The 12,385-nt window shown below is 68.4% G+C and carries 10 protein-coding genes; 2 read left to right on the top strand and 8 right to left on the bottom strand.

The features are described from left to right. Window positions 1-98 precede the first annotated feature (98 nt). Window positions 99-1,343 (top strand): primosomal protein, encoded by a 1,245-nt coding sequence (locus MJQ72_RS37180; protein ID WP_240595689.1) that lies wholly within the window; start codon window positions 99-101, stop codon window positions 1,341-1,343. 21 nt (window positions 1,344-1,364) lie between these two features. Here MJQ72_RS37180 and MJQ72_RS37185 read toward each other — a convergent pair whose 3' ends face one another. Together MJQ72_RS37185 and MJQ72_RS37190 are read right to left on the bottom strand one after the other, a co-directional pair. After that, a complete protein-coding gene (locus MJQ72_RS37185) occupies window positions 1,365-2,570 on the bottom strand; it encodes an MFS transporter (RefSeq protein WP_240595690.1) in 1,206 nt (401 codons plus the stop codon). Between the two features lie 56 nt (window positions 2,571-2,626). Then, window positions 2,627-3,736: an adenosine deaminase gene (locus MJQ72_RS37190; RefSeq protein WP_240595691.1), complete on the bottom strand. Its 1,110-nt coding sequence runs from the start codon at window positions 3,734-3,736 to the stop codon at window positions 2,627-2,629. A 209-nt stretch (window positions 3,737-3,945) separates the two neighbouring features. Here MJQ72_RS37190 and MJQ72_RS37195 point away from each other — a divergent pair, with 209 nt between their 5' ends. After that, a complete protein-coding gene (locus tag MJQ72_RS37195) occupies window positions 3,946-5,034 on the top strand; it encodes a PA containing protein (protein WP_240595692.1) in 1,089 nt (362 codons plus the stop codon). 514 nt (window positions 5,035-5,548) lie between these two features. Here the strand turns inward: MJQ72_RS37195 and MJQ72_RS37200 are convergent. The 6 genes from MJQ72_RS37200 to MJQ72_RS37225 all read right to left on the bottom strand — a co-directional run bounded on the left by MJQ72_RS37200 (window position 5,549) and on the right by MJQ72_RS37225 (window position 12,374). Next, window positions 5,549-6,829 carry a thymidine phosphorylase gene (locus MJQ72_RS37200; RefSeq protein WP_240595693.1) on the bottom strand — a complete coding sequence of 427 codons (1,281 nt, stop codon included), beginning with the start codon at window positions 6,827-6,829 and terminating at the stop codon, window positions 5,549-5,551. Next, on the bottom strand, window positions 6,826-7,215 hold the full coding sequence (locus MJQ72_RS37205) for a cytidine deaminase (protein WP_063271904.1): 390 nt from the start codon (window positions 7,213-7,215) through the stop codon (window positions 6,826-6,828). The genes MJQ72_RS37200 and MJQ72_RS37205 overlap by 4 nt, the downstream gene beginning before the upstream one ends. Before the next feature lies 1 nt (window position 7,216). Next, window positions 7,217-8,491, bottom strand: coding sequence for an ABC transporter permease (locus MJQ72_RS37210; protein WP_016331263.1), 1,275 nt, complete (start codon window positions 8,489-8,491; stop codon window positions 7,217-7,219). Then, on the bottom strand, window positions 8,488-9,585 hold the full coding sequence (locus MJQ72_RS37215) for an ABC transporter permease (protein ID WP_125691325.1): 1,098 nt from the start codon (window positions 9,583-9,585) through the stop codon (window positions 8,488-8,490). Before MJQ72_RS37215 ends, MJQ72_RS37210 begins: the two co-directional genes overlap by 4 nt. Continuing rightward, window positions 9,582-11,156 carry an ABC transporter ATP-binding protein gene (locus MJQ72_RS37220; protein WP_240595694.1) on the bottom strand — a complete coding sequence of 525 codons (1,575 nt, stop codon included), beginning with the start codon at window positions 11,154-11,156 and terminating at the stop codon, window positions 9,582-9,584. Before MJQ72_RS37220 ends, MJQ72_RS37215 begins: the two co-directional genes overlap by 4 nt. A 78-nt stretch (window positions 11,157-11,234) precedes the next feature. After that, window positions 11,235-12,374: a BMP family protein gene (locus MJQ72_RS37225; RefSeq protein WP_240595695.1), complete on the bottom strand. Its 1,140-nt coding sequence runs from the start codon at window positions 12,372-12,374 to the stop codon at window positions 11,235-11,237. Window positions 12,375-12,385: the final 11 nt, after the last annotated feature.

A 12,385-nucleotide genomic window follows, 5' to 3' on the forward strand; every position in this document is an offset into this window, starting at 1 on the left:
CCATCGGCGGAAACCCGTAGGCTTCGCGGTACCGCGCACCTTCCGGCACCATCGACCGGCCGCGCGCACACAGGCGGTAATCCGAGAGGGCTAAAGGAATGGCACAGGACATCATCCCGATCGAACTCGGCCTGCCACAGGGTGACGTCGTCACCCTCTGGGCGCCGCGCTGGCGGGAAGACGGCGAGGAATGGGAAGCCTTCCTCGGCGACGAGGAGGACCTGTACGCCTTCCCGGACGCCGCGCATCTCGCCGCCTTCGTGCGGACCTCCGAGCAGCACGACCTGCTCGACCACCCCGCGTGGGAGGTCGTCCCGGCGCTGAACGTGCCCGAGCTCATCCCGGACGACGACCACACCTACGACCTGGTGGGCGTCCCCGAGCTGGTCGCCGAGAAGCCGGACCAGTGGACGCTCGGCGAGCTGGCCGAGATCATCGGCATCGTGCGTTCGCTCGCGGACGTGTGCGAGCTGGACGAGGTCCACGAAGTCCTCGACGCGCACGAGAGCTTCTCACTGCTGGACCAGGGCACGCTGCCCTTCTCCGGCCGCGACGGCGAGCGTCTCTGGGCGGACCTGTCGCAGGCGGTCTCCGAGAAGTGGGACACCGTCCTCGACGCGATCGACGGCCTGGTGACCGTCCCCGACGTCGACGAGAAGGTGCTGGAGCAGACGGCGGAGGAGCTCGCGACCTTCCTCGCGGAGTCCGCCGAGGCCGAAGCCGCCGCCGTCGACGCGGACCTGGTGGACGACGCGGACGAGGACGACGACGAAGACGACGAGCCCGTCGGCTTCTGGGGCGAGGTCGGCATCGACCCGATCAAGATCATCACCTCCGGCGCCGAGTACTACACGCTGCGCTGCTACCTCGACGACAAGCCGATCTTCCTCGGCAGCGAGGGCGAGATCGACGTCTTCACCTCCGAGAAGGCCCTCATCCGCGCGATCGCGGACGGCAAGGAGCTGGCGGGCAACGACCTCGCCGAAGTGTCCACTTGGGACGAAGTGACCACGAAGGCCACCGCGGGCGAGCTCGAGATCGAGGTCGACACCGAGAACACCTACGTGCTGAACGGGATCGCCGACGACATCGCCGAAGGCCCGGAGTCGATCGACCCGACCCAGCTGGAGCTGGCCGTCGAGCTGATCACCGACGCCGCGGAATGGGCCGAGGACGACAGCGTCGAAACCGCGCTCGCCGCCAACGAAAGCCTCGGCTGGCTGGTGTCGTTCGTGCTGCGGCCGGACCCCTCGCGGCTCGAGCCGAGCGCTCCGTTCGACGCCGAGCAGTCCGAGTGGCGCAAGCTCGTCGAGACCTTCGAGAACCGGCTCACGGTCCTCTGATCCACCCCGTGAAAGGGCCCCTCAGGTTCGTCCTGAGGGGCTCTTTTCGTGCCGGACGGGCACGACTGCCACGGCGAGCATCGGGAAGACCGCGGCCACGCAGAACGCCAGCGCGTACCGCGAATCACCGATCACAAGGCCCAGCATCGGCGGCGTCAGCGCGGCGGCGATGTTCTGGCCGGTGTTCTGCGTGCCCATCGCCCGCCCGGCCCACGCGAGCCCGGCCATCTCCGCCGACGCGGTGAACCCCAGCCCGTTGTCGGACACGGTGATCACCGCGGCCAGGACGAGCGCCAGCAGCACCAGCCACGGCCACGTCGCGTCCCCGAGCGCGACCAGCAGCATCACCGCGGCACTCGCGATCGCCAGCTGGCGCATCGGCCGCAACCTGCTGCCGACGCGGTCTGACCAGTAGCCCGACACCAGCCTGCCCAGCGCGCCGAGGATCTGCACGGCACCGACGAACCAGCCCGCGGACGCCGCCGTCCAGTCGTGCATGGTCACCAGGTACACGGGGGTGAACGCGGAGACCGTGAACTGCGGGACGACGAGCAGCGCGCTCGCGCCGTGTACCCGCCACAGCGCCGGCCTCCGGTACGGCGACGGTGGCTTCTCCCCCGTTGTCCCGGATTCCGGACGCGGCGGGTCGATCAGGAGCCAGGCGACCAGGAGCGCGACGCCGATCGCGGTCAGCGCGGGCAGCAGGAGCGAGACCTGGAAACCCCAGCGGTCCGCGAGCGGCGGGAGCCCGAAGGCGGCGACGCCCACCCCGAGCGGCTGGGCCATCTGGCGGATGCCCATCGCGAAGCCGCGTTCGGCCGGGCCGAACCAGCCCAGGACGGCCCGGCCGCTCGCGGCGTTCACTGACGCGGTGCTCGCGCCGGCGAGCAAGAACACCCCAAAGAGGATCCCGAGCGAGTGGTCACCGGCGGCCGCGTACACGAGGAGTAACCCCGAGACGCCGAGCCCGATGGCCATTACCAAACGCTCTCCGTAACGGTCGGCGGCCGCACCCCACAGGATCAAGGTGAACAACAGGCCAAGGCTCGGCGCCGCGACCACGGTGCCCGCTTCGGCGAGCGTGAGCCCCTCCGCACGCTGCATCGACGGCACCAGGAACGGGAGCCCGTAGAGGAACGAGCAGCTCGCGGTCTGCGCGGCGAGACCGAGCGCGAGGATGAGCCAGCGCCGTTTGCCGCCGATCCCCACGTCCACGACCTGCGTCATCCTCGCCACCGTTTCACTATTTGGGAAAGTCCTCCTACATAGTGAACAATAGTTGGCTATGCTAACGAACGCAAGGACGCGTACCCGGGCTTGATGACCGTGTTGATGATGTCGAGCCGCTGGTCGAAATCGAGGAAGGCGGATTTCATCGCATTGATCGTGAACCACTCGAGATCGGCCAACCCGAAGCCGAACGCCTCGCTCAGGGCCGCGAATTCGCTGGTCATCGAGCAGCCGCTCATCAGCCGGTTGTCGGTGTTGACGGTGACCCGGAACCGCAGCCTGGCGAGCAGGCCGATGGGATGCTCGCCGATCGAGCGCGCCGCTCCCGTCTGGACATTGGACGTGGGACAGATCTCGAGCGGGATCCGCCGGTCGCGGACGTAGGCGGCCAACCGTCCCAAATGGACCGTGCCGTCGCTGTCGGTCTTGATGTCGTCGACGATGCGCACGCCGTGGCCCAGCCGCTCCGCGCCGCAATGCTGAATCGCCTCCCAAATGGACGCGAGCCCGAACGCCTCCCCGGCATGAATGGTGAAATGCGCATTATTCGTCCGCAGAAACTCGAATGCGTCGAGATTTCTGGTAGGCGGGAATCCGTCTTCCGGCCCGGCGATGTCGAACCCGACCACGCCGGCGTCGCGGTAGCGCACGGCGAGACCGGCGATCTCCAGCGCCCTGGCGTGCTGGCGCATCGCGCAGAGCAACGTCCCGACGCGGATCCGGCCGCCGCCGTCCGCCACTCTCCGTTCACCTTCGGCGAATCCGGCCTGAATCGCCTCGACCACCGCATCGAGTGACAGTCCGCGTTCGACGAAGAGTTCGGGGGCATAACGCACCTCGGCGTAGACGACGCCGTCGGCCGCGAGGTCTTCCACCGCCTCGGCGGCCACCCTGACCAGCGCTTCCTCGGTCTGCATGACACCGCAGGTATGCGCGAACGTCTCAAGGTACGAGACGAGGGAGCCGGAATCGGCGGCGTCGCGGAACCATCGGCCGAGTTCGACAGGATCGGTGGCCGGCAAGGCCTCGTAGCCGGTCTGTTCGGCGAGTTCGGCGACGGTGGCGGGGCGCAATCCGCCGTCCAGGTGGTCGTGGAGGAGAACCTTGGGAGCGCGGGCCAGTACCGCCTCCGGGACGCGTGGTCTGCTGCTTTCAGAGGACATACGTAACGGTAACCAGCCTGTCATTCCCCTACATGGCTGTAAGTCTCATGCTTGACTTAACCCTCGGCTTTGTGGATCACCGGCTGAATCGGCCATCAGGGCAGAGCTCGGCATTGTCCGATACCCGGGGGCCATACGCAGAGCAATTTCGCAATGGATAAGCTTCACGTCACGTCCCTCCCATTTCCCCGCCCACGAAGGACACCGCAGTGACCACTGACAACCACATTGCAGCCCCGTCCTTCGACCGGATGCGCAACATGCTGGTGCGCGCGGCCGAAGTGCGTGAGAGCGAACAGCAGCAGATCTTCGACGCGCTCGACGACATCTACGCACGTCTGGCCCCGGTCGACTCGCTCGGCGCGGTGCGCAAGCGGCTCTCCGAGATGCCCGACCGCACCGAGACCAGCGTGCTCGCCGAGCGGCTCGACGAGACCATGTCGCGGCTCGAAGCGCAGGACACCGCGATCGCCGCGCTGACCCGCGCCGTCGAAAGCATCGTCGACAAGCTGGCCAAGCCGTTCGCTCAGCTCGACGGCCGCCTCGACGGCATGGCCGCGCGTCTGGAAGGCGTCGGGGGCCGGATGGACGGGCTCGAGGACAAGCTCCAGAACATCCACCGCCGTCTCGACGAGCTCGGCGCGCACCTCGACAAGCAGGACGTGAAGACCGACGCGCTGCCGCAGTCGGTGATCGGCCCGGTGCGCGAGCGCGTCGAGCAGGCCGAGTCCACCCTGCGGGACCGCGTCGACACCGTCGACCGCGAGCTGCGCACCCGCGTCGAGAACCTCGACAAGGCCACCAAGGAAAGCCTCACCGCGAACACCGAGGCGCTGAAGACCGCACTGACCGAGACCGGCGAGATGGTCGACGCCTCGGAGCGCCTCGACGGCCTCGGCGACCGCCTTGAGAAGGTCACCTCGCGGCTCGACGACCTGGCCGAGCGGCTCGACAAGGTCGAGGACGGCTTCACCGGGCGCCTCGGCGACCTCGACGGCTCGATCCGCTCCGGCCTGTCGAAGGTCGAGAGCACGCTGCAGAAGCAGCCGGACACCGACTCGGTCGACTCGCTGGTGCGCAAGAGCAACGACGAATCCGTGCGCCGCATCGGCGGCCAGCTGGACGAGGCCATGGCGACCTTCGCGGAGCTGATGCTCGGCGGCGGACCGGCCGTGCAGCAGATCTCCCCGCCGCCGCCCGCCCCGCGTCAGCCGCGCCGCAGCTCGCGCAACGGCCGGGCGCCCAAGGCGGCCGACGCCAAGGCGAAGGCCGACGGCGGCGACGAGACCACGGACTGACGCTTTCTCCCGCGTTTCGTCCTCTGATCGCTGAAGTGCGTACTGCGAACTACCGCAACTAGAGGACGAAACGCGGCAACGCTCTCCTAGCACGTGAAGGCCCCCTTCCCTCGGCTTCGCCTGGGACGGGGCCTTCACGCTTCTCGGGCCTGGCTCCCCGCGCCGACCTGCGTTTAGCGGGCTAAACGCGATCCGGCCACGCCCACGCCGCCGACCTGCGTTTAGCCCCCTAATCGCGATCCGGCCACCCCCACGCCGGCGACCTGCGTTTAGCGGGCTAATCGCGATCCGGTCGGCCAGCACCGGTGTCCCCGATGCGGCATTGGAGACACCTGCTCCTGGCACGCCTCCCTCGTGCCTCGCGTTTAGTCCTCTGGATGCGGTAGTTGTACGCGCAAGTACCGGGCACCTCCCGGACGTCCTGAAGGCCACCTTTGAGACGTTCGACGTCTCAAAGGTGGCCTTCAGGACACGGGGATCGCGAGCAGATCGCGTTTAGCCCGCTAAACGCAGGTCAGGGCCGCACGGTCTCCAGGACGAGCGGAGCGGAGGCCGGAGCCTCCGAGGAGACGGCGTAGGCGTCTTCGAGCGCAGCGAGAGCCGAAGGAACAGCGTCCGGCGTATCGGTGTGCAGCTCCAGCAGCGGCTGCCCGGCCGAAACCTTGTCGCCCGGCTTCGCCAGGCACAGCACACCGGCCGCGGCCTGCACCGGATCCTCCTTGCGCGCCCGCCCGGCCCCGAGCCGCCAAGCGGCGACCCCGACCGAGTAAGCGTCCAGAGACGACAAGACGCCGTCCGAAGGCGCCGGAACCACGTGCACATGCTTAGGCCGCGGCAAAGCGGCCTCCGGATCCCCGCCCTGCGCGGCGATCATCCGGCACCACGTCTCGTAAGCCCGGCCGGAAGCCAGCACCTCGGCCGGGTCCACATCGGACAATCCGGCCAGCGACAGCATCTCCCGCGCCAAAGCCACCGTCAGCTCGACGACGTCGGCCGGGCCACCGCCGCGCAGCACCTCGACCGACTCCGCGACCTCGATCGCGTTCCCGACGGCGTTCCCGAGCGGCACGTTCATGTCCGTGATCAGCGCCGTCGTCGCGACGCCGTGCGCGGTCCCGATCTCCACCAGCGTCCGCGCGAGTTCACGGGCCTGCGGCAGCGTCTTCATGAACGCGCCCGAACCTGTCTTCACGTCGAGAACCAGCCCGGCCGACCCCTCGGCGATCTTCTTGCTCATGATCGAGCTCGCGATCAGCGGGATCGACTCCACCGTCGAAGTCACGTCCCGCAGCGCGTACAGCTTCTTGTCCGCCGGAGCCAGCCCTTCAGTGGCCGCGCAGACCACCGCGCCGACCTCTTCGAGCTGCCGGACGATCTCCGATGTCGACAAAGCGGCACGCCAGCCCGGAATCGACTCCAGTTTGTCCAGCGTCCCGCCGGTGTGCCCGAGCCCGCGCCCGGACAGCTGCGGCACCGCCGCGCCGCAGGCCGCGACGAGCGGCGCCAGCGGGAGCGTGATCTTGTCGCCGACCCCGCCGGTCGAATGCTTGTCGATCGTCGGACGGCTGACCTTCAGATCGAGCCGCTCCCCCGACGAGATCATCGCGCCGGTCCAGCGCGCGATCTCGCCGGAGTCCATGCCCCGCAGGAAGATGGCCATCGCGAGCGCGGCCATCTGTTCCTCGGCGATGTCGCCGCGCGTGTACGCGTCGATGGTCCAGTCGATCTGCTCGTCGGTGAGCCGTCCACCGTCCCGCTTCGCGCGGATGACGTCGACGGCGGCGAACGCGCTCACGGCAGATCGTCCGGGCCGAAGGCGTCCGGCAGCACGGCCGACATCGGCAGGATGCCGCTCGGGGTGTCCACCAGGCAGTCGGAACCGCCGTGCTCGAACAGGATCTGACGGCAGCGCCCGCACGGCATCAGCAGAGCGCCTTCACCGCTGCGGCACGCGACGGCGACGAGCTTGCCGCCGCCGGTCAGCCGCAGCTGCCCCGCCATCGTGCATTCCGCGCACATTCCCAAGCCGTACGAAGCGTTCTCGACGTTGCAGCCGACGACGATCCGGCCGTCGTCCACCACAGCGGCGACACCGACGTGCAAGCCCGAGTACGGCGCGTACGCCGACTTCGCCGCCTCGACGGCTTGAGCCCGCAAGGCTTCCCAGTCGTACTCAGCCATGTCAGTCCTCACCTCGCCGATAGGTGGCGCCGATCGCCTTGGGCGGCCGCAGCCGCTGTGAGGCCACCGCCAGCACGATCAGCGTCACGAAATGCGCGGTGTACGGGATGAGGTCGCTGGGCAGGTCGTCGTTGGTCCAGTAGATCGCGTACAGCGCGGCGGCGCCGACGACACCGAGCGCGGAGGCGATCCACTGACGGCGGAACAGCTGCACCGCCACGATCACGGCCAGCAGGATCACCGCGCCGTACAGCAGCGCGAGCACCGCGGTGCCGCCACCGGCGAGCTGGAGACCGTCCGCGTACCCGAACAGCGCCGCGCCGCCGAGCAGGCCGCCCGGCCGCCAGTTGCCGAAGATCATCGCCGCGAGGCCGATGTACCCGCGGTTGTTGGTCTGGTTCTCCAGGTAGTCCGCACCGCCGGCGAGCAGCACGAGCGACGCGCCACCCATTCCGGCGAGCCCGCCGGAGATGATCATGGCGACGTACTTGTGCAGGTAGACCTTCACACCGAGGGACTCGGCCGCGACCGGGTTCTCACCGCAGGACCGCAGCCGCAGGCCGAACCGCGTGCGCCACAGCACGAAATAGCTGATCGGCACCAGCGCGATCGCGATCATCGTCAGCGGCGCGACCTCGGTGATCAGGCCGTTCAGGATGCCTGCCAGATCCGAGATGAAGACGCGCTGCATCTTTTCCAGATCCGACAACCAGTCCGAGAGGAAGGTCGCCGAATAGGTGTCGAACTTCGGCACCGGCGGCGACTGGCGCGGGTTCCCCGAAAGCGGGGTGAACACCAGGTTCGCCAGGTACTTCGCGACACCGAGGCCGAGCAGGTTGATCGCCACACCGGAGACGATGTGGTTGACGTTGAAGGTCACCGTCGCGACGGCGTGCAGCAGCCCGCCGAGCGCGCCGAACACGACCGCCGCGATCAGCCCGGCCCAGACACCGCCGTGGTACGCACCCCACGCGGCGCCCCAGGTGCCGAGGATCATCATGCCTTCGAGGCCGATGTTGATCACGCCCGCGCGTTCGGCCCAGAGCCCGCCGAGCGCGCACAGCAGGATCGGCAGGGCCAGCCGCAGCGCGGTGTGCGCGGTGTTGGTCGAGGTCAGCGTGTTGACGCCGGTGGCGTACGACGCGATCGCGAGCACACCGACCGCCAGCAGGCCCCAGATGGCGCCTTTGAGCCAGCCCGGGATGCGCCGCTTCGGCGGCTTCACCGGCATGGTGGTGCCGCCGGTGTTGGGCGAAAGAACGTCCGCGGTGGTCACACCGCACCTCCCTCGGACACGCTGGAACCCTTGCGGCCGTTGCCCGCCAGCGCGCGACCCACGCGGCGTTGCTCGGCGGCCAGGTCGGCGCGGCGCACGATCTCGTACGCGATGACGACCGACAGCACGATCACGCCCTGCATGATCGTGGCGATCTCTTTGGACACGTTGATCTGTTCCAGCGAAACGGCGGACCGGTCGAGGAACGCCCAAAGCAGGGCGCCCAGCGCGATCCCGGCCGGGTGGTTACGCCCGAGCAGGGCGACCGCGATACCGGTGAAGCCGTACATCTGGGTCGAGGTGATGCCGTAGCTGAAGTCGCGGCCGAGCAGTTCCGGCATCGCGACCAGGCCGGCGACACCACCGGAAAGCAGCATCGCGATCAACGTCATCTTCTTGGCGTTGACACCACCCGCCGCGGCGGCCGTCGTCGATTCACCGGAGGCCTTGAGCTCGAAGCCGAACCGGGTCCGGTTGAGCATGAACCAGTAGGCCCCGCCGATCAGCGCCGCGATGACCACGAAGCCGAACAGCTCGCCGGAGCCGATCGGGATACCGGGGATCCGGCCGGTTTCGGCGATCTCGCGGGTGGCGATGTTGTTGCCGGTCTGCACGCCGAACTGGTCCGCGTTGACCAGGAACGCCACAATGCCGCCGACGATCGCGTTCAGCATGATCGTCGAGATGACCTCGGAAACGCCGCGGGTCACCTTCAGCACGGCGGGGATGGCCGCGTAGAGCATGCCGCTGGCCACCGCGACGATCAGGATCGCGATCACGTGGATCACCGGCGGCAGCTGCAGCGCCCCGCCGATGATGGCGGTGACGATGGCGGCGAACCGGTACTGGCCCTCGACACCGATGTTGAAGAGGTTCATCTGGAAGCCGATGGCCACCGCGAGCCCGGACAGGTAGTAGACCGTCGCGAGGTTCACCGTGTCGACGGCCGTCGAGCCCTTGAAGAGCTGGCCGATCATCGTGCCGTAGGCCTGGAGCGGATCCGCGCCCGAGATGATCAGCGCGATGGCCGTCAGGATGACCGCGAAAACGATCGCGAGCAGAGGCGGCAGCAGCCTCGTACGCCAGGAACTCACGCTGCACCTTCTTCGTCTTCGGAAGCACCCGTCATCGCGGAGCCCAGTTCCTGCGGGGTCACGGTGGCGGGGTCGGCCTCGCCGACCAGCCGTCCGCGCAGCATGACCTGGATGGTGTCGGAAAGCCCGATCAGCTCGTCGAGGTCGGCCGAAATCAGCAGGACGGCCAGTCCCGCGGCACGCGCCTGGCGGATCTGTTCCCAGATCAGCGCCTGCGCGCCGACGTCGACACCGCGCGTCGGATGCGACGCGATCAGCAGCACCGGCTCGCCGGAAAGCTCGCGCCCGACGATCAGCTTCTGCTGGTTGCCACCCGAAAGCGCGGCGGCCGGGACGTCGATCCCCGGTGTGCGGACGTCGTACTCCTCGACGATGCGGCGGGTGTCCTCCCGCGCGCCGTCGATGTCGAGCAACTGTCCTTTCGCGACCGGCTTGCGGGTCTGGTAGCCGAGGATCCGGTTGACCCACAACGGTTGCGTGAGCAGGAGGCTGTGCCGCGTGCGGTCTTCGGCGATGTAGCCGATCCCGGCCTCGCGGCGGGCGAGCGTCCCCAGTTTGTGCAGTTCGACGACCTTGCCGTCGACCTCGGTCAGTTCGATCCGGCCGCCGCCCTTGCGCATGCCCATGATCGTCTCGACGAGTTCGGTCTGGCCGTTGCCCTCGACGCCGGCGATCCCGAGCACCTCACCCGCGTGCACGGTGAAGGAGATGTGGTCGAGCACGTTCCGCTCGGAACCCTCGACGCTCAGGCACACGTCGTCCAGGCGGAGGACGTCCCGATCGGTGACGGTCGACTCGCGGGTCTCCGGGCTGGGCAGCTCCGTGCCGACCATCATCTCGGCCAGCTGACGTGAGGTGATCGTCTTCGGATCCGCCGTGCCGACGGTGGTGCCGCGGCGGATCACGGTGACCGTGTCGGCGATCGCGCGCACCTCGTCGAGCTTGTGCGAGATGAAGATGAAGGTGAAGCCGTCCTTCTGCATGGCGCGGACGGTCTCGAACAGCGCGTCGACCTCCTGTGGCACGAGCACCGCGGTGGGCTCGTCGAGGATGATGATCCGCGCGCCGCGGTAGAGCACCTTGACGATCTCCACGCGCTGGCGGTCGGCGACGCCGAGCTCTTCCAGCAGCGCGTCCGGGCGGGCGCGCAGGCCGACGCGTTCGGCGAGTTCCGCCAGCTTCGCCCTCGCCGCGCGGCCGATGCCGTGCAGGTTCTCCGCGCCGAGGAAGACGTTCTCCCCGACGGTCAGGTTGTCGGCCAGCATGAAGTGCTGGTGGACCATCCCGATCCCGGTCTTGATGGCGTCCTGCGGGTTGCGCAGTTTCACCGGTTCGCCGTTGATCGCGATGTCGCCCTCGTCCGGCTGTTGCATGCCGTAGAGGATCTTCATCAGGGTCGATTTGCCCGCGCCGTTCTCGCCGCAGACGGCGTGCACCTCGCCCTTGGTGACGGTGAGGTTGACGTCGGAGTTGGCCACGACACCGGGGAATCGCTTCGTGATCCCGGTCAGCTGCACGGCCGGTTCACCCCGGTCGGGGGCGTCGGTGACCTCGGCCTGGGGAGCGCTCATGAAAAAGCCATCCAGTTCTGGGTAAACAGGTTGGGGCTCGGAAGGGGTTACCCTCCCGAGCCCCGTACCTGGTGAAGCTTACTTCTGCGGCTTGTCGGAAACGGTGATCGCCCCGGAGACGATCTGCGCCTTGTAGCCGTCGAGGACGTCCTTGATGTCGTCGACCTTGCCACCGGAGGTGGCGTAGCCGATGCCGTCGACCTTGAGGTCGAACCGCTTCGGCAGGGTCGTCAGGTCGCCCTTCGCCAGCGCGCGCAGGTAGTCGAACACCGCCACGTCGACGCGCTTGAGCATCGAGGTGATGATGACGTCCTTCGACGCCTCGACCGTCTTCTGGTTGTACTGGTCGGAGTCGACACCGATGGCCATGGCGTTGTTCGACTTCGCGGCCTCGAAGACGCCCTTACCGGAGGCGCCGGCGGCGTGGTAGATCACGTCCGCGCCCTTGGCGATCTGCGCGGCGGCCTTCACGTTGCCCTTCGCCGGGTCCTGGAACCCGGAGAAGTCACCGGCCGGGGTGAGGTACTCGTCCTCGATCTTGGCCTTGCTCGAAGCGGCCTTCACGCCCTGAAGGAAGCCGGCCTCGAACTTCTGGATCAGCGGCGTGTTCACGCCACCGACGAAGCCGACGTGGCACTTCTTGGACTTGTAGGCGGCGGCGACACCGGCCAGGAACGAGCCCTGCTCCTCGGCGAACACCAGCGGGGTGACGTTCGGCGCCTTGACGGAGTCGTCGTCGACGATCGCGAACTGGGTGTTCGGGTACTTCGGCGCGATGGCGCCGACGGCCTTGGCGTAGGCGAAGCCGACCGCGATGACCGGGCTGAAGCCCTGCGAAGCGAGCTGGTCGAGACGCTGCGACTTCGCGGCCTCGTCCTCGGTCGCGGCGGCGGTGCTCTCGGTCACCGAGGTGACGCCGAGCTCGGCCTTCGCCTTGTCGGTACCGGCGGCGGCGGAGTCGTTGAACGACGCGTCGCCGCGGCCGCCGACGTCGAAGGCCAGCGCGACCTTGAGCTTGCTGCCGTCGACCTTCTCACCGGCCTGGCTGGAGCTGGTCGAGGCGGCCGCCGCGGCGGGCGGCTTCGGCGCCGTCACGCAGCTGGCGGACTGGTCCCCGGAGCTCGCGTTGTTGTTGTTCCCCCCACCCGAATCCTTCGCGCACCCGGCCAGTACCAGTGCACCGGCCATGGCGGCGGCGGCCAGCGCGGTTCCACGCATGCGACGCAACG

Source organism: Amycolatopsis sp. EV170708-02-1, assembly GCF_022479115.1.
Taxonomy (GTDB): Bacteria; Actinomycetota; Actinomycetes; order Mycobacteriales; family Pseudonocardiaceae; genus Amycolatopsis.